Origin of the sequence: Halovibrio sp. HP20-59, from assembly GCF_033052795.2 — a bacterium.
In the GTDB taxonomy this organism is placed as follows: domain Bacteria; phylum Pseudomonadota; class Gammaproteobacteria; order Pseudomonadales; family Halomonadaceae; genus Vreelandella.
Window position 1 is genome coordinate 29,624 of sequence record NZ_JAWJUW020000006.1, and the last position, 23,631, is coordinate 53,254.

At 55.5% G+C, this 23,631-nt stretch carries 25 protein-coding genes; 14 read left to right on the forward strand and 11 right to left on the reverse strand.

What is annotated here, in order from left to right; translation table 11 throughout:
- Positions 1-32: 32 nt before the first annotated feature.
- From nosZ to RZA33_RS08715, 6 genes are all read right to left on the reverse strand, one after another.
- Entirely contained in the window at positions 33-1,910 is a 1,878-nt protein-coding gene (nosZ, locus tag RZA33_RS08690; RefSeq protein ID WP_317507462.1) for a TAT-dependent nitrous-oxide reductase, read from the reverse strand.
- Between the two features lie 17 nt (positions 1,911-1,927).
- Positions 1,928-4,072 (reverse strand): transcriptional regulator NosR, encoded by a 2,145-nt coding sequence (gene nosR, locus RZA33_RS08695; RefSeq protein WP_317507463.1) that lies wholly within the window; start codon positions 4,070-4,072, stop codon positions 1,928-1,930.
- Positions 4,073-4,098: 26 nt separating this feature from the next.
- Entirely contained in the window at positions 4,099-4,401 is a 303-nt protein-coding gene (locus RZA33_RS08700; RefSeq protein ID WP_317507464.1) for a c-type cytochrome, read from the reverse strand.
- Positions 4,402-4,723: 322 nt separating this feature from the next.
- Positions 4,724-5,074 carry a DUF488 domain-containing protein gene (locus RZA33_RS08705; protein ID WP_317507465.1) on the reverse strand — a complete coding sequence of 117 codons (351 nt, stop codon included), beginning with the start codon at positions 5,072-5,074 and terminating at the stop codon, positions 4,724-4,726.
- Between the two features lie 95 nt (positions 5,075-5,169).
- Positions 5,170-6,363, reverse strand: coding sequence for a cytochrome D1 domain-containing protein (locus RZA33_RS08710; protein ID WP_317507466.1), 1,194 nt, complete (start codon positions 6,361-6,363; stop codon positions 5,170-5,172).
- A 13-nt stretch (positions 6,364-6,376) separates the two neighbouring features.
- Positions 6,377-6,709, reverse strand: coding sequence for a cytochrome c (locus RZA33_RS08715; RefSeq protein WP_317507467.1), 333 nt, complete (start codon positions 6,707-6,709; stop codon positions 6,377-6,379).
- 338 nt (positions 6,710-7,047) lie between these two features.
- Here RZA33_RS08715 and RZA33_RS08720 point away from each other — a divergent pair, with 338 nt between their 5' ends.
- The 13 genes from RZA33_RS08720 (at position 7,048) to RZA33_RS08780 (ending at position 19,637) form a co-directional block, all read left to right on the forward strand.
- Positions 7,048-8,781 carry a cytochrome D1 domain-containing protein gene (locus RZA33_RS08720; protein ID WP_317507468.1) on the forward strand — a complete coding sequence of 578 codons (1,734 nt, stop codon included), beginning with the start codon at positions 7,048-7,050 and terminating at the stop codon, positions 8,779-8,781.
- 73 nt (positions 8,782-8,854) lie between these two features.
- On the forward strand, positions 8,855-9,340 hold the full coding sequence (locus tag RZA33_RS08725) for an Lrp/AsnC family transcriptional regulator (RefSeq protein WP_317507469.1): 486 nt from the start codon (positions 8,855-8,857) through the stop codon (positions 9,338-9,340).
- Complete coding sequence (locus RZA33_RS08730) at positions 9,337-9,885, forward strand: AsnC family protein (RefSeq protein ID WP_317507470.1); 549 nt, start codon at positions 9,337-9,339, stop codon at positions 9,883-9,885. Before RZA33_RS08725 ends, RZA33_RS08730 begins: the two co-directional genes overlap by 4 nt.
- Positions 9,866-10,324: an Lrp/AsnC family transcriptional regulator gene (locus RZA33_RS08735; protein ID WP_317507471.1), complete on the forward strand. Its 459-nt coding sequence runs from the start codon at positions 9,866-9,868 to the stop codon at positions 10,322-10,324. Before RZA33_RS08730 ends, RZA33_RS08735 begins: the two co-directional genes overlap by 20 nt.
- Entirely contained in the window at positions 10,299-10,865 is a 567-nt protein-coding gene (locus RZA33_RS08740) for an Lrp/AsnC family transcriptional regulator (protein ID WP_317507472.1), read from the forward strand. The genes RZA33_RS08735 and RZA33_RS08740 overlap by 26 nt, the downstream gene beginning before the upstream one ends.
- Before the next feature lie 24 nt (positions 10,866-10,889).
- Positions 10,890-12,092: a heme d1 biosynthesis radical SAM protein NirJ gene (gene nirJ, locus RZA33_RS08745; protein WP_317507473.1), complete on the forward strand. Its 1,203-nt coding sequence runs from the start codon at positions 10,890-10,892 to the stop codon at positions 12,090-12,092.
- A gap of 13 nt (positions 12,093-12,105) precedes the next feature.
- A complete protein-coding gene (cobA, locus tag RZA33_RS08750; protein ID WP_317507474.1) occupies positions 12,106-12,954 on the forward strand; it encodes a uroporphyrinogen-III C-methyltransferase in 849 nt (282 codons plus the stop codon).
- Positions 12,951-14,507 (forward strand): cytochrome D1 domain-containing protein, encoded by a 1,557-nt coding sequence (locus RZA33_RS08755; protein ID WP_317507475.1) that lies wholly within the window; start codon positions 12,951-12,953, stop codon positions 14,505-14,507. The genes cobA and RZA33_RS08755 overlap by 4 nt, the downstream gene beginning before the upstream one ends.
- Before the next feature lie 211 nt (positions 14,508-14,718).
- Positions 14,719-15,171, forward strand: coding sequence for a cytochrome c (locus RZA33_RS08760; RefSeq protein WP_317507476.1), 453 nt, complete (start codon positions 14,719-14,721; stop codon positions 15,169-15,171).
- 38 nt (positions 15,172-15,209) lie between these two features.
- Positions 15,210-16,565, forward strand: a complete 1,356-nt coding sequence (locus RZA33_RS08765) for a cbb3-type cytochrome c oxidase subunit I (protein WP_317507477.1) — start codon at positions 15,210-15,212, stop codon at positions 16,563-16,565.
- Between the two features lie 64 nt (positions 16,566-16,629).
- Complete coding sequence (locus RZA33_RS08770; RefSeq protein WP_009286643.1) at positions 16,630-17,442, forward strand: CbbQ/NirQ/NorQ/GpvN family protein; 813 nt, start codon at positions 16,630-16,632, stop codon at positions 17,440-17,442.
- 9 nt (positions 17,443-17,451) lie between these two features.
- Complete coding sequence (locus tag RZA33_RS08775) at positions 17,452-19,395, forward strand: nitric oxide reductase activation protein NorD (protein WP_317507478.1); 1,944 nt, start codon at positions 17,452-17,454, stop codon at positions 19,393-19,395.
- An 11-nt stretch (positions 19,396-19,406) separates the two neighbouring features.
- Positions 19,407-19,637: a hypothetical protein gene (locus RZA33_RS08780; protein ID WP_317507479.1), complete on the forward strand. Its 231-nt coding sequence runs from the start codon at positions 19,407-19,409 to the stop codon at positions 19,635-19,637.
- Between the two features lie 15 nt (positions 19,638-19,652).
- Here the strand turns inward: RZA33_RS08780 and RZA33_RS08785 are convergent, their stop codons facing one another.
- The 3 genes from RZA33_RS08785 to RZA33_RS08795 all read right to left on the reverse strand — a co-directional run bounded on the left by RZA33_RS08785 (position 19,653) and on the right by RZA33_RS08795 (position 20,931).
- Positions 19,653-19,952, reverse strand: a complete 300-nt coding sequence (locus RZA33_RS08785) for a hypothetical protein (protein ID WP_317507480.1) — start codon at positions 19,950-19,952, stop codon at positions 19,653-19,655.
- A gap of 15 nt (positions 19,953-19,967) precedes the next feature.
- Positions 19,968-20,534, reverse strand: coding sequence for a cytochrome c oxidase subunit 3 family protein (locus tag RZA33_RS08790; RefSeq protein ID WP_317507481.1), 567 nt, complete (start codon positions 20,532-20,534; stop codon positions 19,968-19,970).
- An 82-nt stretch (positions 20,535-20,616) separates the two neighbouring features.
- Positions 20,617-20,931 carry a c-type cytochrome gene (locus RZA33_RS08795; RefSeq protein ID WP_317507482.1) on the reverse strand — a complete coding sequence of 105 codons (315 nt, stop codon included), beginning with the start codon at positions 20,929-20,931 and terminating at the stop codon, positions 20,617-20,619.
- A 189-nt stretch (positions 20,932-21,120) separates the two neighbouring features.
- On the opposite strand from RZA33_RS08795, the gene ubiT reads away from it, so the two are divergent.
- Positions 21,121-21,618, forward strand: a complete 498-nt coding sequence (ubiT, locus tag RZA33_RS08800) for a ubiquinone anaerobic biosynthesis accessory factor UbiT (RefSeq protein ID WP_317507483.1) — start codon at positions 21,121-21,123, stop codon at positions 21,616-21,618.
- 57 nt (positions 21,619-21,675) lie between these two features.
- On the opposite strand, the gene hmpA is transcribed toward ubiT, so the two are convergent.
- Entirely contained in the window at positions 21,676-22,848 is a 1,173-nt protein-coding gene (hmpA, locus tag RZA33_RS08805; RefSeq protein ID WP_317507484.1) for an NO-inducible flavohemoprotein, read from the reverse strand.
- Positions 22,849-23,023: 175 nt separating this feature from the next.
- On the reverse strand, positions 23,024-23,479 hold the full coding sequence (locus RZA33_RS08810) for a hypothetical protein (RefSeq protein ID WP_317507485.1): 456 nt from the start codon (positions 23,477-23,479) through the stop codon (positions 23,024-23,026).
- Positions 23,480-23,631 lie beyond the last annotated feature (152 nt).

Genomic DNA, 23,631 nt, shown 5'->3' on the forward strand with positions numbered 1-23,631 from the left:
CATTGTGGCGTCAGACTCCTGTCAAAGGGGCGTCAGGCGGGTTCGACTAGCATGCGACCAGTCATTTCCATATGCATCGCGTGGCAGAACCAGTTGCAGTAGTACCAGTGCACCCCGGCCTTGTCGGCGGTGAAGGTGACGCTAGCGGTCTGCTGGGGGCTGATCTCCATCTGCACACCGTGGTTGACCATGCAGAAGCCGTGGGTCAGATCCTCGACCTGGTCAAGGTTGGTGATGACCACGGTCACCTCATCGCCCTGTTTGACCTTGAATTCGGTCAGGCCAAATTGCGGTGCGATGGAGGTCATGTACACGCGCACTTTATTGCCATCGCGGATTACCTTGCTTTCGCCCTCCAGGTTGACGCCGTCTGCCATGGCCATGGCCACGGTCTCGGCGAAGAAGGGGTCGTCTCGTGTCCATACTCGGCTTGGGTTGATCTGGTCGGCGCGTACCAGAATACAGTCGTGGGGCTCGGCATAAGTGGGGCCGTCATGCACCAGTTTCATTTCTTCCCCGGAGATGTCGATCAACTGATCGTTCTCGGGATGCAGAGGGCCTACCGGCAGGAAACGGTCTTTGGAAAACTTCGATAGCACCACCAGCCACTTGCCGTCGGCATCGCGGGATTCGGTGAGACTGGCGTGGTTATGCCCAGGCTGGTAGTGGACATCGAGCTTCTGACGCAGGTAGTTGACGTCTTCGCCATTGTAGTGGCGAATGGCATCCTCAATATTCCACTTGGCTATCTGGCTATCGATGAACAGCGTGGTATAGGCGTTGCCCCGGCCATCGTAGGTAGTGTGAAGCGGGCCCAAGCCCAGTTCAGGTTCACCCACGATGGTATCGCGCGGTTCGATACTGTCGTCAAACAGCTCAGGCAACTTGTCGATGGCGATGATCGAACAGGTGGGAGACAGCTTGCCGTTGGCAATGAAGTATTTGCCATCCGGTGAGGTATTCACGCCGTGGGGGTTCTTGGGGATCGGGATGTAGCGTGTCAACTTTGATCCCTTGCGCCCATCCAATACGGGTACGCTTGATTCACCCAGTGTCTTGTAGTTCCCAGCCGCCACTGCGGCTTCAATTGCTTCAATGTCGAATACCACGACCCAGTCGCGCTCGTTGCGCATGGTCTCGGTCAGGGTCATGCCTTTTTCTGAGTTGTAGCAGGTAGAGGCGACGAAACGACCGGTGTAGTCGGCATCGGTGTTATCGAGGTTGCCATCGACGATCACCTGCCAAGCCACGTCCATGCTTTCGGCATCGATAGCGTTGAACATAGTGAAGTAGTTGTCCGGGTTCTCCAGGTCGCGGCCGTCATTAATCTGGGGAATCGGTAGTTCGGCATTGGCGAAGACATACTTGGTGTAAGGCACTTTCTGCAGGCGCAGGCCGTGAATCGCCTGGACGTTGGGAATGGTGGTGATCTTATCCGTCTTCATGATATCAAGACGAATGCGTGCCACCCGGGTGTTGGCCTTGTCGTTGATGAACAGATACTTGCCGTCGTAGCTGCCATCGGTCATGGAAATATGCGGGTGGTGGCAGTCGCCGTTAAGAAAACGGCTCGATTCGCCGAGTATCCGCTTCGACTCGTTGCTGATCCCCCAGCCGGTGGCGCTATCCACGTTGAACACCGGGATACGCATCAGCTCGCGCATCGAAGGCACACCGAGTATCCGAACCTCGCCGGAGTGGCCACCGCTCCAGAAGCCGTAGTATTCATCAAGTTCACCTGGCGCGACTTCGATGCCGTTGGCGGCTGCCGCTTGAACTTGCCGGCTGTTGAGCAGCGCCCCCGCGCCGAAACCTCCGGCCAGTCCCGCCCCGGCAACGCCGGTGACGGCGGTATTGCGCAAGAAGTGGCGGCGGCCGATATTGTCAATATGGTCTTTTTTATCGCTCATGTTTGTTTCCCCTGAGGTCATTCTTGCTGGTGAAGAGGGATGCGTTGCCACTCGGCATGTTGGCCGGTAGCGGTATCCCGTTGGGTCTCAACACTATTGCCACGCGATGACACCTTGGTTGCCTTGTCGAAGCGCTTGCGGCGCTTGACCATAGGCGGGCAACGCTGATCGTCGTGATAGGTCACTTGGCAGTCGAGGCAGTAGTGGCACTCATTGGCATTGATACGGCCGTCCGGGTGGATGGCGGCCACTTCGCATTCATGGGCACAAATCTGGCAAGGCGTGCCGCAGCTACCGCGGTGGCGCTTGAGCCAGTCGAACAGGCGTAAACGCGAAGGAATAGCCAACCCGGCACCCAACGGACATAGATAGCGGCAGTAGAATTTGTGGTTGAAGGCAGAAATCGCCACCAGTCCCAGAGCATAAATAACGAAGGCCCAGTCACGTTGGAAACGCAGGGTGATTGCGGTCTTGAACGGCTCCACTTCGGCGTAGCGTTCCGCGGTGCCGAGCGAATGTAGCGAGACGGCGAACAAGGCCAGCAGAATGATGTATTTAATCGCCCAAAGGCGCTCATGGAGCCCGAAGGGCACCTCTATCTGCTTAACGTTTAGTTTGCGAGCGACCTGGTTGACCAAGTCTTGTAAAGCGCCGAATGGGCATAGCCAGCCGCAGAAAACTCCGCGGCCCCACAGCAGCAGGCTTACCGCCACGAACGACCAGAGAATAAATAGCATTGGGTCGATCAAAAATGAGGACCAGCTAAAACCGCTGATCAGCGAATTGGTGAAGGTAAGGATATTGACGACCGATAGCTGAGCCAGCGAGTACCAGCCGATAAATACTAAGGTGTATATCTTGAAACCCAGACGCAGTGGATTCAGTACACGCGGGTGGCGCGCCAGCACATCCTGGAACAGCATGATGCCAGTGAGCACCAATAATCCGGCGGATAGCACAGCGATCTGGAAAGCCTTATCGCGCCACACCTGTACCCAGATAGGCTCTTCCACCGGCGGTTCGGGCCGCTCGATATAGGCCTCGGGGACGCTGTAATCGGCGCTGAAGCGGCTGAATTCGGTATCCAAGGGGCCAGAGGCGCGGCGAACCAGTAACTCTAGCTGCCAGGGTTGTCCGGGGTCGAAGCCCGCCTCTTCGCGGACGATGAAGATGTCTCGCTCGGCCAGTGAAGGCGCACCTTCGAGGGCCAGGTCACCCAGGCGGATGTGATCGCGATCATGAAAGCTGACACGAGTGCTTCCCTGGGAAAGCTCAATGCGATCGAAGATGCCGCCGCGCACATACCCTGAGCCTTTGAATGAGTAGTCACCACGCCCCATGACGACAATGGCGTGCTCGCCATCTTTCAGCTCGGCCATTAGTTGGTCATAACCGGTTTCACCCAACAGGTTGCGCCCGGCAGTGGGCGGATTGAGGTAGGTGTAGAACAGCTCGATAAAGGTGTTCTCAGCGGGTTGTGGCGTGCGTAGGTAATCTTCAGCGGGAGTGCCCGCAAAGCTTTCATCGACCTCACCATGGGTAAGATGCAAGCGGCGAATGGTGCCGTCGCCGGTCAGTTTGTCCCAGTTTGCAGGGGCGAAAACGTCTTCTCGAACGCGTGCCGGTGGTGTCTGGGAGGGGTCGGCAATAAGCTGCTGTTCAGCGGCCACTTGCCTGGCACTGCGCATGATGGTGTCGCTGACGACGATGACGGTCACGGTGGCGCCAGAGATAGCATCAAGCTCGCCGCCGACTCTGAGCCTGTCGTTAACGTGAGCCGAGACATGCGCGTAGGCGAAGTTATCAAGCTTTGATTCCGGAATGCCGACCAGCATGATAGGTTCTGAATGGCTGATAACCTCGGCCTGAACAATGCGGCCATTCAGGTCGATTGCCACCAGCATATTGACGGGTTTGCCCGAGTAGGCGGGGATTGGAGCGACCTCCACACTCTCAAAAGCGTAGCCGAGCAGTTGACCGTCGCCGTCAAGTATCCGGCTTACTGGCCACTGGGAATCCGCTGCCTCAAGGCGCTCAGCCTGGGGAAATCCCGTGTGTACCTGTTCCAGCTCAATCGCCTGCGCGGGGAGCGCCATGGCTAGGAATAGCAAAAGCCCAAGCCAGGTGCCGGTAAGGCGGAGTGGATAAGCCACACGAGACATTGCGGTTTCCTTTCGGGTCAAGAACGTTACAGAACCGGTTCGAGCAAGTGATCCACGGCGGCTTTTACTTCGTCATCACTCAGGTGCAATTGGCCTCCCTTGGGCGGCATTGCCTGAAAACCGTTGATAGCGTGGTCGTACAGTGTGTCCATGCCTTTTTCCACGCGTGGCTCCCAGTGTTCGGCATTGCCGCGAATGGGGGCGCCTGCGGCGCCCGTCATGTGGCAAGCCATGCAAGCTTGGTTATAGGTGGCTTCGCCATCTGCCTGAGCGGTAAGCGAAATAGAAGCAACAACGCCTAGCAGCAGTATGGATGCGAGGGTTTTCATTGAAGTATTCCTTATGCATCTTTTGAGTTGAAATTACCAATTCAGCAACGTGGCAAGGTGGTTTAAAGAGGTATACGAGTTGCTGAGTACTGATTTCTCAGTACGAGAAAAGGTATGAAGTTCACTTTAAAGAAATAAGGGGGGCTAATGTTGATCTGGATCATTTTTAGTCTCGCGTACCCCTAGAGAGCATTAGCTTACCCCTTAGTGGGTAGGCGATGACGTCAGTCGTTATTGTGATTTCAACTCGAAATTCAGACGCTTGGCTATGCACCACGGCGCTAGGGGCGTGGCGATGTAGAAATGTTTTTTACAGCGCGGATTATTTCAACATGTTCAAGTACTGGCGCAGCACTTCGGCATTGTTACGGCGCTCTTCCTTAGAGGCAAATACCAGAGTAACTCGCTCTTTCCTGGCACGTTGTGCAAGATCACGAAGAGACTCGCGATAAGAGGTTAACTCTTTGAGATAGCGACTGCGGAAGCCACTCCAGTCGAGAGAGCCATTATGAAACGCTTTGCGAAGTTCGCTGCTTGGGGCGACCTCCTTGCGCCATTCATCGATTTTGGCTTCCTCCTTGGATACCCCGCGCGGCCAGATACTGTCGACGAGGACACGATAACCATCTTTGTTGTGGGGCGAGTCGTAGGCGCGCTTCAATTCGATATCCATAATCACCTCTGTAGTAACCTGGCTTGGCTTCCCTTCAAGCCTAGTTACTATCTCAAATTCGCACTACTGGATTTACAGGCAGTAATCGGCGTGACCTACAGCCCTATGCGATGGGCCCGGTCGGTAAAGAAAATACCACTGGGTGATTCGCTCTCCAGTCGTGCCACTTCTTGCAGGGTGTGGGTGTCGTAAACTGTTACACGGTTGCTGTCCCTGGCTGATATCCATACGTGTTCGCCGCGGGGTGTGAACTCCATGTGCAATATGGCCTTGCCGGGTGACAGAGTCGCCACGATAGTGCGCGTTTCGGTGTCGATAACCTGTACGACATCGTTGTCGGGATGCGCAAAGCTGACCCAGATTTGGCGTTGATCTGGTCGGCTCATAACGAAGATAGGCTGGCCCTGGACCGGGATGCGGCCGGTAAGTGACCAATCATCTTTATCAGCGATGAGTACTTCATGGCGTCCCACCGCCGGAAGCCAGGCTTCGTTTCCCGCCATGGCCCAACCTTCCAGATGCGGCATCTTGTAGACCGGCAGGCGCTCTTCACCGCGACCGTAGTTGGGTAAGATGCGTTGTACACCGGCGTCGATGTGCCAAAGGTCGAGCAGCGCCAAGCCATCCTCACCAAACAGGCCAGCGATGTAATAGCGTCCGCTAGCGTCGATCAGGGCATCATAGGGATTTGCCCCCACGTCGATGAAGCGCGTCAGTTCGGGTGTTTCTCCGTTCATGTTGACGATATAGATTTCCCCCGCGTCGAACAGACTGTAAACGAAGCGGTTCCCCGGGGCATCCACCAATCCAACGACTTTAGAGCGTTGTTCGCGACCTCCTGCATCCACCCAAATGGCGGGAATATCAGCTACCAAGGCCAGATTGTCGCTGTCGAAGAGTTTGACTCCACCTGGTTCATAGTTGGCCACCGCAATAAGCTGGCCATCCTGGGAAATCGCGCCACCGATGCTGTTGCCCGATTGCATGATGCGTGTCGTGATGTCGCCGGTCAGCAGGTCGACCTTGCTCAGCCCCCCGTCGCGGCCGAAGACGAAAGCGTAGCGGGCATCGCGTGAAAACTTAACCGAGGCGTGAGAGAGATCGCCGAGTCCTTCCACTCGGTCCAATTGCCGCTGGTGGCTGGTATCCACCAGGGCAAGGCTTCCGGTGGCGCGCTCCACGATCACGCCGAGATCTCCTGTACTTCGGAGCGAATCAGGTGATGTCTGGCAACCTGCTAGTAGCAGCAGAAGCATTATAGTTGACAGAGGGGTTGAGTTTAAGGCCATGAAGACTCCAGTGTTAGCGCTCTAGAGGATTGTTGTGTTGCAATTGATCCGCTATCCAGCGTGCTTCCTTTTCACTAAGCAAAGCCCCCCAACTGGGCATTGCGGTACCGGGAATACCTTGCAGAATCAAACCCGCCAAACCCTCACGCGTATAGCGGTTCATGCGCTCCTGTGACAGGGCGGGCCCCAATCCTCCCTTCAGTGTCATGCCATGACACGAGCCGCAGTCCTGGTAGAGCAATGTTTCCAACTCTTTCTCACGCACCGGGGCAATATCGGAAGCTGGAATCTGAGTACTAACCAGTCCCAGGATGCAGGGCAGAAGAGCGCGGGTCAGGCGGTACATAGCGGCTCCAGGCGGTAACGATGTGGGGCAGTTTTGATCGTCTAGCTAGGGCTTTTATTGACTGAGATCAAGTAAGCAAATCTTATTAAACACTCCCAGGTTTTTATTTAATGGCAATCTCTCTTTGGAGGTAGGCGGAGGATAAGCGGTAAATAGTTTGATTCAAGTCAATTAGGTGGGGGATAGCTAGCCTACCAATCAAAAGAGGCATGAAAAATATACTTTATTGACCCATGCTTTTTTAAAGCAGCGATACGTCTGGATTCCTCCGGCGAAAATTAAAAAAAAGCGCACTACCTGATAAGGCTGCTTATGTTGACCATGACATAGGTGAAGTAATGAAAAAGAGAAACAGGTATCTCAGACCGCTGGCCGTGGCCGTTACAGCGGCTTCACTTGGTTTGGGTTTCGTGCATGCGTTTGAAGATGACCCCGACCAGGAGCAAGAGGCTGCGAAGCTCTATCGTGGCACAGAGTCACCGGTGGATTCGGCATCAGCGAATGCAGTGCGAACTCCAGGCGCTCCCGATCTTACAGAAGAGGAGTTCGAGCGAGCTAAAGAGATCTATTTCCAACGTTGTGCGGGGTGCCATGGGGTGCTACGCAAAGGGGCAACTGGCAAGCCATTGACGCCGGATATCACCCAAGAGCGCGGCTTGGACTATCTCAAGGTTTTTATCAATTACGGCTCGCCAGCCGGCATGCCCAACTGGGGTACCTCGGGAGATTTCTCCGAGGATGAAGTCGAGTTGATGGCCAAATACATCATGCATGAGCCACCAGTTCCACCTGAGTTTGGTATGGCCGAAATGCAGGAGAGCTGGGAAGTGGTGGTCCCGCCGGAAGAGCGGCCCACAGAGCAGATGAACGATCTGGACCTGGAAAACCTGTTCTCGGTGACGCTACGTGATGCAGGTCAGATCGCCTTGATAGATGGGGATAGCAAGGAGATAGTCGATATCCTAGATACCGGCTATGCGGTGCATATTTCTCGCATCTCCGCCTCGGGGCGTTATCTGTTTGTCATTGGTCGCGATGCCAAAGTGGACATGATTGACATGTGGATGGAGGAGCCGGGAATCGTCGCCACCATCAAGGTAGGGATGGAGGCGCGTTCCGTCGAAACTTCGAAATTCGAGGGGTATGAAGATCGCTTCGCCATTGCTGGCGCCTACTGGCCGCCCCAGTACGTGATCATGGATGGTGAGACGCTAGAGCCATTAAAAATCGTCAGTACTCGTGGGATGACCGTGGGTACTCAGGAATATCATCCTGAACCACGCGTGGCGGCCATTGTCGCCTCCCACCAACACCCCGAGTTTATCGTCAATATCAAGGAAACCGGTAAAGTTCAGTTGGTCAATTACGAGAACCTGGATGCCTTGAGTATGGTGGAGATCGATACCTCACGCTTCTTACATGATGGGGGCTGGGAGAGCAGCGGTCGTTACTTCATGACGGCAGCTAATGAATCCAATCAGATTGTGGTAATTGATGCTCAAGAACGAGAGCTTGAGGCCATCATTGACGTAGGCAAGACGCCCCATCCTGGCCGCGGCGCCAACTTTGTCGACCCTGAATTCGGACCGGTATGGGCGACTAGCCACCTGGGTGATAACACCATTCAATTGATCGGTACCGATCCTGAGGGGTACCCCGAGAATGCCTGGAAGGTCGTGCGCACCCTCGAAGGCCAGGGTGGAGGCTCGCTGTTTATCAAGACCCATCCCGAGTCGAACAACCTCTATGTCGATACGCCGCTTAACCCAGGTGAGGAGATTAGCCAGAGTGTCGCGGTCTACGATCTAAACGATATGGAAGCTGGATACGAGGTTCTGCCGATCGCCGAATGGGCCGATGTGGGCGAAGGCCCCAAGCGGGTAGTGCAGCCAGAGTTCAATAAAACCGGTGACGAAGTGTGGTTCTCGGTATGGAATTCCATGGATCAGGAGTCTGCTCTTGTGATCGTGGACGACACGACCCGCGAGTTGAAGGCAGTGATCAAGGATGAGCGGTTGGTGACGCCTACCGGAAAATTCAACGTCCTCAATACCCAGCGCGACATCTACTGAGCAGGAAAAGCAGCAGCCCCGTGGCTGCTGCTTTTCTCGTCCCAGCAGCACACGTTAAAAGTGAGCTCTGCCGATGCATTGCCATTACCACGATCTCGATTCGCTGGATCGCCGTCTAATCGATTGTTACCAGCGCGACCTGCCGGTTTGTTCACGGCCCTTTCTCGCCATGGCTGAGCACCTCAATACGACCGAAGAACAGGTGATCAAGCGGCTGCAGCGGCTGCAGGCGATGAGTGTGTTGAGCCGTGTCGGCCCGGTCTTCGATCACGCCTTAGCCGGGGCCAGCCTGTTGGCCACCGTGGCTGTTCCTGATAATCAACGCGATGCCTTTGCAGAGCTCATCAACCAGGTACCTGGGGTGAATCATAATTATGCTCGGGAGCACTATTACAACTTATGGTTCGTCATGACGGCCGCAGATGAAAGCAGCCTTGCCGCGCGCCTGAACCAGTTGGAAACCATGCTCGACCGAAAAATTCTGCGCCTACCCATGCTGGAAAGTTTTCATATCGATCTGGCTTTTAAAATTCCCTGGTCCGAGCTGGAGGAAGTATGACAACTACAACGCCGCTTGCCAGCGTGAATGGTGGCCAACCGATTGAACTCAATGCGCATAGCCAGTTGCGGGTGCTTCTTGAACAGGGCCTGCCGCTAACTCCACGTCCTTGGCAGATCCTTGCTGAGCAATGTGGGTTAGAGGAAGCCGAGGTCATGGCCTGCGTAAAGCGGTGGCAAGAGGAAAGCCTGATCAAGCGATTGGGGCTGGTCGTTCGCCATCGCAGCCTGGGCATCGACGCTAACGCCATGGTGGTGTGGAACGTGCCCGATGAGCAGGTATCCCGTGTGGGACGGGCTTTGGCAGAAGAGAGCGTTGTCACCTTGTGCTATCGCCGGGCCCGCTGCCCACCCGATTGGCCTTTCAATCTGTTCTGTATGATCCATGGGGTCAGACGAGAACAAGTCCTTGAGCAGTTGGAGGCGCTTGTTCACCGTCATGGACTGGCGGAAATCGAGCGTCAGGTGCTGTTCAGTCAACACGCCTATCGTCAGTGCGGTGGACGGTATGCCCGGAGGAAAAGCGATGAACACGCTGGAGCTTGATACCTATGACCGTACCATCATCAACCGTCTGCAGGACGGATTGCCTCTGGTACTGCATCCTTACGCGGTAGTGGCGGCGGAACTCGGCCTTTCAGAGCAGGATTTGCTCGACCGCCTGGCACACTTGCGCGCTACCGGCGTGCTTAGCCGGTTTGGCCCCATGTACCACGCTGAGCGATTGGGCGGCGGTCTTACCCTGGCGGCTCTGGCAGTGCCGGAGGCGGACTATGAGCGTGTCGCAGAGCTACTCAATGCCTTTCCTGAAGTAGCGCATAACTACCGCCGTGAGCACGAGTTGAATATGTGGTTCGTGCTGGCCACCGAGTCGCCGGCGCGTATCCCGGAAGTGGTGTTAGATATCGAGTCGGCCACTGGTTTGACAGTATTTAACATGCCCAAAGAAAGGGAGTTTCATGTCCGCCTTCATCTTCACGTCTGACACCCACGAGGCCGATGCCACCCGCCTGGACGAGCAAGACCGGTCCATTGTCCTGGCTACCCAGGAAGGCCTGCCGCTGGTCAGCGATCCTTGGTCTGCAGTGGGGGCGCAGGTGGGCATGAGCGGTGATGAAGTACTTTCGCGTATGCAGGCGATGCTCGAGCGTGGAGTGATCCGCCGCATTGCCGCCGTGCCCAATCATTATCGTCTGGGATATGTAGCCAACGGTATGACGGTGTGGGACGTGGCGGATGCCGATATCGAGCGGCTAGGCCGCGCAGTGGCTTCCATTGAGGGCGTCAGCCATTGTTACCAACGGCCTCGCCATCAGCCTTATTGGTCTTATAACCTTTTCGCTATGCTCCACGGGCGAAAACGTGAAGACGTCGAACAACAGGCCCAAACCATTCGCGATTGCCTGGGGGAGGCGTATCGCGACCATCTGATTCTTTACAGTACCCGCATCTTGAAAAAAACCGGATTACGTTTGACCGCCGCCAATTCGCAGACCGCTAGCACCGAGACCGACGCACGAGGCTAAGCCTTGTGGCAGAAGGAGAACGCTATGTTTCGTGTCACCCGCTATATCAAGACCCTGCTAGAGCCCGGCCCCATCCCGGCAGCGCGCAAGCCTCCCGGCCCGGTGGTGATCTGGAACCTTATCCGCCGTTGTAACCTGACCTGTAAGCATTGTTATACCGTCTCGGCAGATATCGACTTCAAGGGCGAGCTGAGCACCTTGGAAGCGCACGCGGTGCTCAACGACCTGAAAAGCTTTCGCGTACCGGCGTTGATCCTTTCCGGCGGTGAGCCGTTGATGCGCCCGGATATCTTCGAGCTTTCGAGACGGGCCACGGAACTTGGCATCTATACCGGCCTTTCCACTAACGGCACGTTGATCACCGAGGCGAATATCGATGAGATTGCCGACGTTGGCTATAACTACGTAGGCATCAGCATCGACGGGTTGGAAACCACTCACGATACCATCCGCCAGCGCAAGGGAGCCTTTCGCGAATCCATGCACGCGGTGAAGCTGTGCAAGCAAAAAGGCATCAAGGTAGGGCTGCGCTTTACCTTGACCCGGGAAAACTACGCGCAGTTCGGCGATATCCTGGCGCTGATTGAAGAGCACGATATCGACAAGTTTTATCTTTCGCATCTCAATTACGGCGGTCGCGGCAGACGTCATAGCAAGCAGGATGCCTGGTATCAGATGACTCGCGATGCCATGAATCGATTGTTTGATCATTGTCATAGCGAGCTTGAGCGCGGAGTAGAGCGAGAATACGTTACCGGTAACAACGACGCCGACGGTCCCTTTTTACTGCAGTGGGCCGAGCAGCATTTTCCGGCTCAAGTCGATGCGTTGCGTCAACGCCTGGTGAACTGGGGTGGTAATGCGTCGGGCGAACATATTGCCAATATCGACAATCTGGGCAACGTGCATCCCGACACTTTTTGGTGGGACCACGACCTGGGCAATGTTCGCCAGCGGTCCTTTTCTACCATATGGCGAGACACCCAAGACTCATTGATGGCGGGGTTTCGGCAGCGGCCACGCCCGGTTAAAGGACGTTGCGGCGCCTGTCGATATCTGGACATCTGTAATGGCAATACTCGAGTGCGAGCCTGGAAAGTCAGCGGCGATCCTTGGGAAGAAGATCCCGGTTGCTACCTGACCAATCAGGAAATAGGGGTGGCAAATAGGACGTCACGGCGCATCGACGCGCCCTTTGCATCCAGTATTGATGCCATCGAACTCTAGCGGAGGTAGTGCCATGACATCTCATCGTGTTGCTTATGACCTTAACGAGGCACTCCTGGCGCCCGGCGAGGTGGCGATCATCGGGGCCGGCCCCGGTGATCCCGGCCTGCTGTCGCTTCGTGCCCTGGCGCTGATCGAGCAGGCCGACTGTCTGGTGTTTGATCGGCTGGTTTCCAAGGAGGTTCTGGCGCTGGCAAGCCCCGGTGTGCGGCGCTTCTATGTCGGCAAGGCCGCAAACTGCCATGCCATGACGCAGGAGCAGACCAACGCCTTGTTGGTGCGTCTGGCCAGTGAAGGTAAGCGTGTGGTGCGACTGAAAGGGGGCGACCCGTATATTTTTGGGCGTGGCGGCGAGGAGGCGGAAATACTGGTCGAGAACGGTATACCGTTTCGTGTCGTACCGGGTATCACCTCGGCGCAAGGGTGCGCCGCCTATGGCGGATTTCCGCTGACGCATCGCGACCATGCTCAAAGCGTTACCTTCGTTACCGGTCATTGCAAGGGCGACGGTGCACTTGCCTTGAACTGGCAGGCTCTGGCGGGCGCGCATCAAACTGTGGTGTTCTACATGGGACTGGCCAATGCCGCGCTGATCAGCAAGAAACTACAAGAGTGCGGTCTGGGGGCCGACCATCCAGTCGCCCTGGTGGAACGGGGTACCACGCCTGAACAACGCCAGGTCATCACCTGTCTGGGCGAATTGGTCAGCACGATAGACAAGCATGACCTGCGGCCGCCGACGCTGATCGTGGTGGGCGATGTCGTGCGCCTGGTCGATGTGCTTGCCCAGCCGATCCCCGAAGAGGCAGTTTTTGCCAGCGGCGAAACGCTCGAACTAGCCCAGGAGCGCATCGTCCTGTGAAACTTATCTCTCTTGTCGTCCGAGTGGCGCTTTTTTTGCCAGCTTTCTCAGTTCTGGCGGATGAGGCGGATACAAGCGCGCTTTATCAAGCCCAGTGCGCCGCGTGTCACGGTGAATCTCGCCTGGGCGGTCTCGGCCCGGCACTGCTGCCGGGTAACCTATCGCGCTTGTCGCAGGAGGCCGCGGCAGATGTCATCCGCGACGGGCGCTTGGCCAGCCAGATGCAGGGGTTTGGCGAGGCGCTTTCCGATAACGACATTGCATCGCTAGTGGAGTGGATCTATCGTCCCCCGGTGTCCCCGCCGAGTTGGGGGGAGGAGGCTATCCTGGCCAGCCAGGTCGTGCCGTTTCCCGACGGTAGCCTGCCGGATGAGCCGCTGTTCGATGCCGACCCGCTCAACCTGTTCATTGTGGTGGAAACCGGCGATCACCATGCCAGTTTGCTCGATGGCGACAGCTTCGAGCGAATCCATCGGTTCGAGACCCGCTATGCGCTGCACGGTGGACCCAAATATACCCCCGATGGGCGTTACGTTTTCTTTGGTTCTCGCGATGGTTGGATCACCAAGTACGACCTTTACAACCTCGAGGTGGTCGCCGAAGTCCGCGCCGGCATCAATATGCGCAACATCGCCGTCTCGGCCGATGGCCGCTATGTCATGGCCGCCAACTACCTGCCGCATAGTTTGGTGCTGTTCGATGCCCATAACCTGGATTTGATGCATGTCTATCCGGTGGCCGACGAGGCGGGTAATGGCTCTCGGGTCAGTGCGGTCTACGCCGCGCCGCCGCGAGGCAGTTTCATCGCCGCGCTGAAAGACATTGAAGAGGTATGGGAAATTCCCTGGCCACTGCCTACCGAGCCTGTGGTGTCCACTGGCCACATGAGTACGCCGTTGACTCCCCAGCGCTCCCATGACACGCCAAATTTCCGCGTCCGCCGCATTGCGGTGCCGGATTACCTGGACGATTTCTTCTTCGATCTCGATTACCGCCATGTCATCGGCGCCTCACGGGGCGGGCAGGGCGGAATGGTGGTCGACCTGGACAGCGGCGAGAAGGTGGCGGACCTGCCCTTGGCCGGGATGCCGCACCTGGGGTCCGGTATCGCCTGGGAGTACGAGGGGCGCCGAGTGATGGCCATTCCGCACCTGTCCAGGGCGGAGGTATCGATCATCGACATGCAGGACTGGTCGGTGATCAAGGCCCTTGAGACCGACGGCCCCGGATTCTTCATGCGTAGCCATGCCGAGTCGCCCTATGCCTGGGTGGATGTGTTCTTCGGCCCTAACCGCGATAGAGTGCACGTCATCGACAAGGCCAGCCTGGAGATCGTCGAGACCCTGATTCCCGAGCCGGGCAAGACCGCTGCGCACGTGGAATTCGACCGCTACGGCAAGAAGCTGCTGTTGAGTCTGTGGGAAGATGACGGCGCGGTGATCGTCTATGACGGCGATACCCTGGAGGAGCTTCAGCGTATCCCCATGAGCAAGCCGTCGGGCAAGTACAACGTCTGGAACAAGACGCGCTATGAAGAAGGCACCAGTCATTGAGTGAATGATGAACCATGCCGTACGAAGATAATTCCTTAATGCCTTAACTTGCTTATCTATTTTTCTCATCCTCTCAAAAATTGATCTGTAGCAAGGTTGCTGGGGATATTCTTCTGCTAATATTAAGTTGTAATTAAAATGCATGTTAAAAAATGAATGCCTTTTGGCTTACAGCCTGAGGCCGGATACGACTAGCAAGGGAGTATGGCTTATGGCTGATGGACTGACTAAATCAGCGGCCCGCAATATTTTCTACGGTGGTTCGCTGTTCTTCTTCCTGCTATTTGCCGCGCTAACGGCTCATAGTCATTGGTATATGGTCAATGTCTCTACCAGCAGCGAGGGTCTAACCGATTCCGTGAAGCATGGCAAAGAAGTGTGGGAAAAGAATATGTGTATCAATTGCCATAGCATCATGGGAGAGGGCGCTTACTTTGCTCCTGAATTGGGTAACGTCTGGGAACGCTATGGAGGCCACGATAACCCCGAAGCCGCACGAGCAGGCATTAACGGCTGGATCCGTGCCCAGCCGTTGGGCATCGAAGGTCGTCGCCAGATGCCGTCGTATGACTTTAGCGAAGAGGATATGAATTCGCTTATCGACTTCCTCGAGTGGGCCGATAGCATTAACAACCAGGACTGGCCCCCACATCCCGCTGGCTAAAGCAAACAGCCGAAGGATGAATAAAGGAGAACCGCACAATGAAATATGAAACCCAGAAGGTTGCTTTACCCTTTTTTATGGTGGCCATGGCGCTATTTACGCTACAAATAGTCTTCGGGCTGCTGGCCGCCACCGTCTATGCATGGCCTAGCTTCATGACCGAAGTGATGCCCTTTCATATCATGCGTGTCAGTCATACCAATCTGTTGATTGTATGGCTATTGATTGGCTTCATGGGGTGTACCTATTATTTGATGCCAGAGGAAGCCGAGCGGGAAATTCATAGTCCCAATCTGGCGTATATCCAACTGGCGATCTTTGCTTTTGCTGGTGTTGCTGCTCTGGTCGGCTACCAATTCGGAATCCACGAAGGGCGTGAGTTTCTTGAGCAACCGTTCTGGGTGAAAATACTCATCACCATCTCTTTTCTAATGTTTCTGTTCAATACCAGCATGACGCTACTCAAGGGGCGCAAGACCGCTATTAATCTGGTGTTAATGCTGGGTCTTTGGCTAGCGGCAGTGTTTTGGTTATTCGCTTTCTACAATCCGACCAATCTAGCGGTAGATAAACTCTATTGGTGGTGGGTGGTGCACTTGTGGGTTGAAGGCGTATGGGAATTGATCATGGCTTCACTGCTGGGTTACCTGCTGATCAAAATGACCGGCGTGGATCGCGAAGTGATCGAGAAATGGCTCTATATCATTGTCGGGCTGGCGCTATTCTCCGGCCTGTTGGGCACTGGCCACCACTACTACTGGATTGGCGCACCTGGCTACTGGCAGCCCATCGGCAGTATCTTCTCGACGCTTGAAGTGGCGCCTTTCTTCGCCATGGTGGTATTCGCCTTTACCATGTTCTGGAAGGGCAGTCGTAACCACCCGAATAAAGCGGCCATGCTATGGGCCTTAGGCTGCCCAACCATTGCCTTTTTTGGCGCTGGTGTGTGGGGCTTTATGCATACCCTATCGTTCGTGAATTACTACAGCCATGGTACTCAGGTAACCGCCGCTCATGGCCATCTGGCTTTCTATGGTGCCTATGTGATGCTGATTCTTGGCGTGATTACCTACGCCATCCCGCAGATCCGCCGTGTGCAGCCTTATAACCAAGTACTGAACATGTGGGGCTTCTGGATCGTCACCAGCGCCATGTGTTTCATGACGTTTACCCTGACATTCGCCGGGGTCGTGCAGACTCACCTGCAGCGCGTTTTGGGCATGAATTACATGGAAGTGCAGGATCAATTAGGCCTGTTCTACATCATGCGTCTGGGCGCTGGTGTGGCCGTGGCCGTGGGGGCGATCATGCTGCTCTACTCCTTCTTCGGGCCCGCCCGAGAGCAGGTGCCAGCCGGCGGCACACAAATTACTGCTGGGGCAGGCTCGGCCTGAACTTAACGGCCCTGCGGGGCCGTTTTTGCTTTCTTTATTTATTTTCCGGCAATGGAGTCTTCCCATGCCTCTTTCTTCTGTCGCTAATCCTATCGATGAGCGTGAAATACCTTTCTACGAGAATGTCGGCAACGAATGCGCTATGTTTGAGCACGCCTTTCGTCAACGTTTGCCGCTGTTACTTAAAGGCCCTACCGGGTGTGGTAAAACACGTTTTGTTAGCCATATGGCCGCGAAGCTGGGCCGTCCGCTATTCACAATTTCATGTCACGACGATCTGACTTCAGCCGACCTTACAGGCCGCTATCTATTGCAGGGCGGTGAGACCCGCTGGGTCGATGGCCCGCTTACTCGAGCAGTGCGCGAAGGGGGGATCTGCTATCTCGATGAGGTGGTGGAGGCACGTAAAGATGTCACCGTGGTACTTCACCCGCTCACCGATGACCGCCGACTACTGCCGTTGGAACGTACCGGGGAACTGCTCGAAGCGCCGGATGACTTCATGCTGGTAGTGTCTTATAACCCTGGCTACCAGCATATTCTCAAATCGCTTAAACCGAGCACCCGCCAGCGCTTCCTGGCCATGTCATTTGATTTTCCACCACCCAAAGTCGAGCGCGATATTGTCGCGCGGGAGAGTGGTTTACCCGGTGAGCAGTGCGCCGCGCTGGTCAATCTTGCCGCCAGCCTGCGGGCCATGAAGGGGCAGGATTTAGAAGAGGGCGTTTCTACTCGTCTATTGGTTTACTGCGCTACCCTAATTGCCGCTGGGGTGCCCATACTGGAAGCTGCCCGCGCTACCTTAGTGGAGCCGCTGAGCGATGACGCAGATGTTCAGGAAGGGCTGATGGAAGCCATTCAAGCAACCTTTGGGTGAGGGCACTGCATGCTTGATTTTCTTGAAGTCGAAGAGTTTGTAGGCCGCCATTGGCACCGCTGGGCTTCCAGTGCGGCAAGCTACCCTGACCATCCCGAAGCCGCAGTGCGCCTTGAAACGCTGCGGCCCATGCTCGGCGTCTTTTTCCGCGCCGGGGGCGGCGAGGCGGGTATCGATGTTGCTGCTATTGCGGGGCGTAGTTCGTCGCATCGCTTATCCTTACGTCAAAGGCTTGGGCTTGATGAGGAGGTGCTCGATCAAGCACGCCGTGACGAAGAAAGCCTGTTGCTACCGCCACGCATCGCCCTGTTCGCCGAGGCCTCCTTGAACCGGGATCTCTACCTTTGGCTGGTAGCGTACCTGGCGGTGACCCGGCATGTGCACGTCGTCGAAGATCCGCTGCAGCAAGACCTTCTCCAGCTGCGTGAGGTAAACCGGGCGACTCGGGCAGTGTTGGCCCACTTCCCTGGGCTCGCTCAGCGCCACGCCAGGTTATGTCAGGCATTGCTGGTCATTCGCCCCCATCGCAAGCGCTTGCCGCCGATGGAAGCAGCGCTTGAATCCGTTCTCTGTGCCCAGTTGGGAGAAACGCCGCCCGAGGCAGGCTGGGCCGAAGTGATGCATATCGCCATCCTCGATGACTCCCTTCCTTTGGACAACTTCCATGCGCCGCGTGGATACCGGCCGCCACTTCCGGTGCCGCTATGGGGGCAAGCCGTAGCCCTGGGGACTAATAAACAAGCACGAACCGAGCAGGAAGATGATGAGGCACCGGTCGCGGGCAAGGATTCGCCGGAAGATTACCACGGTAAGCGTAAGGCTGACCGGCGCGAGCAGGATCAGGCCGACCGCGATGACTCTTTAATGCTCAATGCATCCGAAAAGATGCTTTCCTGGGCCGAAATGGTCAATCTCAATCGTCATGTAGAGGATGAAGACGATGATGAGGCCAAACAGGCGGCCGATCAGATTGATGAAATTGTGCTCAGTGCTAACCGTAAGAAGGCGGCTTCCAAGCTAAAACTTGATCTTGATCTGGCACCCGATGAGGTGAGTGGGGGAAGGCTGCGTGGGCGCCATACCTATCCAGAATGGAACCATCGTAAGCAAATCTATATGCCTGACCACTGTGTGGTACTCAGCGATGTCCAGAGCGAGGAGGGGGAGAACTGGCAGCCGGACGAAACGACAAAACGGCGCATTCGCCGAGTCCGGCGCGAGTTTGAAGCACTTAGGCCGCGTCGTGAGACGCTACGTGGACAGCTGGATGGCAGCGAGCTGGATATGGACGCCGTGATTCGCTCCCGCTGTGATCTAGCGGCTACCGGGGAAGCCAGCGATCGTCTTTACCAAGCTAGCCGCACCCAGGCAAGGGATTTGGCGGTTTCAATCCTGGTCGATGTATCACTTTCCACTGAGGCTTGGCTGGAAGACCGGCGGGTGCTGGATGTGGCCAAAGAGGCGCTGCTGGTATTGGGCCACGGCCTTGCGGGTTGCGGCGATGACTATGCCATTCACAGCTTTACCTCGCACCGTCGTCACCGTGTTTGGGTCAATACGCTGAAAAGTTTCGATGAGCCAATGGGCGAGCGGGTGTCACGGCGGATCGCAGCGCTCAAACCAGGCCACTACACGCGTATGGGGCCCGCTATTCGGCACCTTTCCCAAGCACTTGCCAAACGGCCCAATCGGCACCGGTTGCTATTGCTATTGACCGACGGCAAACCTAATGACACCGACTATTATGAAGGGCGTTATGGTATCGAGGATACACGCAAAGCGGTACTTGAAGCGCGACGAGAAGAAGTGCGCGTGTTCGGGGTAACGATTGACCGGGAGGCGGGGCGCTATATTCCTCACCTGTTCGGGCGGGGTGGTTATGCCATTGTCCAGCGTCCGGAGCATCTCTCCTTGGCGCTGCCAAGTATCTACCGCCAGATTATTGCTTCCTAAGGAGGTTATCTATGTTGCGCTTGCGCCTCGTAGTGGCGATTAGTCTGTGGTCTTTAGTCGCTTTAGGAATAGTCGTGCCGCTGGTGTGGCTTATCAATAACCGTGATTGGGGAGTGGCGCTGATGCTGTTAGTCCCCTTTATCGTTTACGGCCTGATGCGTCTGGGCCGGCTGCTTGAGGCCTGGGCCAATACAGCGCATCGGTCTTCGGGGGCTTCGGGCTCTGATTCCACGCTGCGCTGAAAACTACTCGGGCTATCATGTTATGTGAAAGCGGCCGACCAGATAGCCTGCGGCGATCAGCGTTAGCGTTAACAGCGTCAGGGTAATGAAAATTCCCTTCCAGACTAAGGTAGCGGCGCGCAAGTTTAAATAGACCATTAGCACACGGTGGGCTTTGAAACCGGTCGCCATCAGTACCAGGGCGGCTGACCATAGGGGAAGCGCCTGCCAGTCGGTGGTCTGATCCAGCCGAGCTGACACCATGGAAACCACGGTCAGTGCCATTAATAAGGCCCAAGTGATCAGTAAGCGTCGTGTACCGGGCAGTGCCGTCATTGTTTCCTCACAAAATTACCTCAGCAGGTAAATCAGTGGATAAAGCAGGATCCATATCAAGTCCACCATATGCCAGAAGGCCGCCGCCGTTTCTACATTTTCGGTGGAGGTACGCCAGCTCACTAAGCCCAGCAAGATCAATCCGAACACGACGTGAGCAAAATGAAAGGCGGTTAAACCGTAGTAAAAGCCAAAAAAGGCGTTGGTTTCCGGCGTTAGCCCGGCAGCAAACTTGTCGGCGTACTCAATGCTCTTAATGGCGCAAAATACCAAGCCTAGCAGCATGGCGGCACCTAGCCACTGTCGGCTGCGCCGAAGTCGCTCGGCGCTTATCGCCTCCACGGCAAAGGCAACGCAGAGTCCGCTGGTTAACAGCACCAGTGTGTTGATGCCACCCAGCACCGGATCGAGTTGCTGTTGTGAAGCATTGAAAAGGGCGGGGTCAAGGGCACGTTGAGCCGCGTAAAGCGCAAAGAACGCGGTGAAAACCAGCATTTCGCTGAGAATCAACACCCACATCAAGGGATTGCCGGGTAACGCCGATAATGGCCCCCATCCGGGATTGGGCAAGTCGCGACGCATTAACCCTCCACACTGTGAGCGTTATGCCGGGGTAATAGCATCCCCGGCATATCGACATACACTTTCTGTACGGCGCCTGGTTTTATTCGACGGCTTGAACCATAAAATCAACGGCCGCTTTCACTTCTTCGTCGCTAAGATTCATGCTTCCGCCTTTCGGGGGCATCGCGTTGAACCCATTGAGCGAGTGCTCATAAAGCGTCTCGATGCCTTTTTCGATACGGGGTTCCCACGCTTCGGCATTGCCCTTGATAGGTGCACCAGCAGCCCCTGTCATGTGACAGGCCATACAGGCCTGGTTATAAACCGCCTCGCCATCGGCTTCCGCCTGAGCAGCGGCTGCAAATGCCAAGGCAGTGCCCGCAAGGATAAGGACAGCAGACAATGATTTCATCATGGTTCTCCTCACATACTAACGGTCGAAGGCGCTGGTTAATTGCCAGCATCATTATACTAAAGAATATTTTATATGCATCTTAATGCCGACGCAATATTTAGTCTTCCTTGATGCATGTCAGCACTATTCGCCATAGCAACGCTTAGCATCAGTCGCCTGGATGATGTCTCTTACCACGGAGTATGTGTTATGTCGTTGCTGCCCTCGTCTTTTTCCTTGCCCGCTTTTTCAATTTCTCCACCTGTTACCGCTCATCAGGTGATTCGTACGCTTGATCCACGGGTTCCTTTTGCCATCAAGCGACGTCTCGTGGAGCCCCTGCTCAACCGTACCTTTGCGGTGCCGCTCGCAGAGGGTGAGTTCGACGCGGTGGAAGGTCGGCGCATTAGTCTCGCCATCGCCGATTTAGGTGTGACGCTAAGCCTGACGCTTGAATCGCAGCGCTTGATATTATGTCGCGAGAAAGGCGAGGCAACCATTCGTGGTGGTTGGCGTGAATTTTTGTGCCTTGCCACGCGCCGTGAGGATCCCGACAGCCTGTTTTTCCAGCGTCGCTTAATCATTGAAGGGGATACAGAGCTGGGGTTGACGCTCAAGAATCTGCTTGACGGTTGCGAGGAAGGCCTTGCACAAGGGCATTTGGGTGAACTGTTGTTGGGGCTGGAGCGTTTAGTACGTAAAGAATGATCCAGGCTTCTGAACTGTTCACAAGCGGCCCCGGGGATATCCCGAGGCCGCCCATTATTAAGCTGCGTCGAGGGGGCGTGAGGGACCAAAGTGCTCAAAGTGTCGGCGATCTTCGTCGACACCCAGTTCAGACAAAGCGCTATTAATCGCCGTCATAAACCCTTGGGGGCCGACGAAGTAGCAGCGCGACTTAAGGTCAGGCAAGTAGTGAGCTAATAAGCCGCGGTCGATACGACCAATATGTTCGGCTTCGTTGCCGCGCTCATGAATACGGATAGCCTTAAGACGTTGAGGATACTCGCTCTTCAGTGCTTCTAGTTCGCCTTTAAAGGCCTGGTGTTTGGCATCCAGGGCTGCGTGTAGATAGATGACTTGCCGCCCAAGGGACAAGGCGTGGCGTGCCATGGGAAGCAGGGGCGTTTGCCCAACGCCGCCGCTGGCAAGCAGCAGAGGTTCGTCACCCTCAATTAACGTTAGGTCACCTGCCGGCGGTAACAATTCCACGGTGTCGCCTGGTTTTAGCACATCATGGAAATGGCGGCTGACTTGCCCCTGTTCTTCGCGTTTGATCGAGATTCGATAGCTTCGGCCATTGGGTGTGTCTGAGAGGCTGTAATGCCGATAAACCGGTTCGCCATTAATGGTTAGACGCACACCGATATACTGACCTGGCTCATGGTCAGCCACACGACCTCCATCCTCGGGCTCAAGGATAAAAGAGCGAATTAAAGCACTTTCCTGCTGGGTACTGGCAATCTTGAAACGGCGTGTGCCGCGCCATCCCCCCGGGCGCTGCTCAAACTCACGATAGCGCTGGTCTTCGAGGTCGATTAACAGGGCGGCAAGCTCGTTATATAGAGCGCCCCAGGCATCGGCGATTTCCGGGGTGACGGCCTCACCCAGCACTTCGCCAATCGCCGCCAGCAAGCATTCACCGACAATAGGGTACTGCTCGGGAAGAATGCCTAACGAGACGTGTTTACTGACCACAACATCCAGCGTGGCGCGCGCTTGAGCAGGATTGTTGCGTAGTTGGACATAGGCCAACACGGCGTTGGCCAGGGCACGGGGCTGACCACCGCTTTGCTGGTGAACCTCATTAAAGAGCGGCTTGACCTCTGGGTAACGGGTAAACATCAGCGGATAGAATCGCTGGGTAATCGCATTCAGGTGTTCGGCCACGACGGGAGCTGTCGCGTTGATCAGTTTTTCCTGCTCATGTGTTAGCACGAATAATACCTCAGGCGTTAAGATTCATTGCACATGCATCTTAACGCCTGAAGATTATAAATGCCAACCACGAAGCAGGTTTCGGTATAGAAATGGATTTATGGCTGCTGCATAAACGCGAGTAGGCATCAATGAGTCATATGCTTTTCTCCAGGATTGGCTAAGCAAACGGCAGTTATTCAAATGTGGCGCAAACGGGCGCCTGTTCTTCAGGGACGAGCTGTGTCACTTCAGTGATATTGTCGCTGATATTAGTGAAGGCAATACGCCATTGGTGGTCAATATCGATAGGGTCGCAACTTCCTACGCTGCCTTCACCGAAATTGGAATCGATCCAGTAGTGCAGATCGTAGAGTTTGCCTTCTTCGAATATCTCAGAGAATTGAAAGGTGAAAGCGGGTTCGCCGGTACCTGAAATAGTGTCCGACTGCTTGGCCACTACTTCGTTGGCATGAATGTCGACGATAGCCGCGTGAACGCTGTTGCCTTGATGTGGAATCAAGAAGGTGCCGTCACCTTCAAAAGTGAGGTCATAGTTTTCGTTTGCCGCCGCTTGAGTGGCAGCGAAGCATAAAGGCAGAAGCAGACAAACGACGGTTGTGGAGCAGTTCTTAAAGGGCAGAATAGGCATAGTTTACCTCACCAATCAGAATTAAATTAAGGCATGTAAACGCACATACTTTTTTCAGCATCGGGCTCGATTTCCAGCCTGAAGCCGGTGGCTGGGTTGCAAAGACACCTGTCATTATTCAGAGTCTAGCTTACTTAAAGCGTAAAGATGCA

Bases quoted from the DNA above. Each gene is read 5' to 3' on its own strand.
- RZA33_RS08730 (WP_317507470.1), top strand. From the start codon at position 9,337: ATGACAACTACAACGCCGCTTGCCAGCGTGAATGGTGGCCAACCGATT.
- RZA33_RS08810 (WP_317507485.1), bottom strand. From the start codon at position 23,479: ATGCCTATTCTGCCCTTTAAGAACTGCTCCACAACCGTCGTTTGTCTG.
- cobA (WP_317507474.1), top strand. From the start codon at position 12,106: ATGACATCTCATCGTGTTGCTTATGACCTTAACGAGGCACTCCTGGCG.
- RZA33_RS08780 (WP_317507479.1), top strand. From the start codon at position 19,407: ATGTTGCGCTTGCGCCTCGTAGTGGCGATTAGTCTGTGGTCTTTAGTC.
- RZA33_RS08710 (WP_317507466.1), bottom strand. From the start codon at position 6,363: ATGGCCTTAAACTCAACCCCTCTGTCAACTATAATGCTTCTGCTGCTA.
- nosR (WP_317507463.1), bottom strand. From the start codon at position 4,072: ATGTCTCGTGTGGCTTATCCACTCCGCCTTACCGGCACCTGGCTTGGG.
- RZA33_RS08705 (WP_317507465.1), bottom strand. From the start codon at position 5,074: ATGGATATCGAATTGAAGCGCGCCTACGACTCGCCCCACAACAAAGAT.
- RZA33_RS08795 (WP_317507482.1), bottom strand. From the start codon at position 20,931: ATGATGAAATCATTGTCTGCTGTCCTTATCCTTGCGGGCACTGCCTTG.
- nirJ (WP_317507473.1), top strand. From the start codon at position 10,890: ATGTTTCGTGTCACCCGCTATATCAAGACCCTGCTAGAGCCCGGCCCC.
- RZA33_RS08770 (WP_009286643.1), top strand. From the start codon at position 16,630: ATGCCTCTTTCTTCTGTCGCTAATCCTATCGATGAGCGTGAAATACCT.
- RZA33_RS08790 (WP_317507481.1), bottom strand. From the start codon at position 20,534: ATGCGTCGCGACTTGCCCAATCCCGGATGGGGGCCATTATCGGCGTTA.
- RZA33_RS08735 (WP_317507471.1), top strand. From the start codon at position 9,866: ATGAACACGCTGGAGCTTGATACCTATGACCGTACCATCATCAACCGT.
- RZA33_RS08760 (WP_317507476.1), top strand. From the start codon at position 14,719: ATGGCTGATGGACTGACTAAATCAGCGGCCCGCAATATTTTCTACGGT.
- ubiT (WP_317507483.1), top strand. From the start codon at position 21,121: ATGTCGTTGCTGCCCTCGTCTTTTTCCTTGCCCGCTTTTTCAATTTCT.
- RZA33_RS08725 (WP_317507469.1), top strand. From the start codon at position 8,855: ATGCATTGCCATTACCACGATCTCGATTCGCTGGATCGCCGTCTAATC.
- RZA33_RS08720 (WP_317507468.1), top strand. From the start codon at position 7,048: ATGAAAAAGAGAAACAGGTATCTCAGACCGCTGGCCGTGGCCGTTACA.
- RZA33_RS08765 (WP_317507477.1), top strand. From the start codon at position 15,210: ATGAAATATGAAACCCAGAAGGTTGCTTTACCCTTTTTTATGGTGGCC.
- RZA33_RS08775 (WP_317507478.1), top strand. From the start codon at position 17,452: ATGCTTGATTTTCTTGAAGTCGAAGAGTTTGTAGGCCGCCATTGGCAC.
- nosZ (WP_317507462.1), bottom strand. From the start codon at position 1,910: ATGAGCGATAAAAAAGACCATATTGACAATATCGGCCGCCGCCACTTC.
- RZA33_RS08715 (WP_317507467.1), bottom strand. From the start codon at position 6,709: ATGTACCGCCTGACCCGCGCTCTTCTGCCCTGCATCCTGGGACTGGTT.
- RZA33_RS08700 (WP_317507464.1), bottom strand. From the start codon at position 4,401: ATGAAAACCCTCGCATCCATACTGCTGCTAGGCGTTGTTGCTTCTATT.
- RZA33_RS08740 (WP_317507472.1), top strand. From the start codon at position 10,299: ATGTCCGCCTTCATCTTCACGTCTGACACCCACGAGGCCGATGCCACC.
- RZA33_RS08785 (WP_317507480.1), bottom strand. From the start codon at position 19,952: ATGACGGCACTGCCCGGTACACGACGCTTACTGATCACTTGGGCCTTA.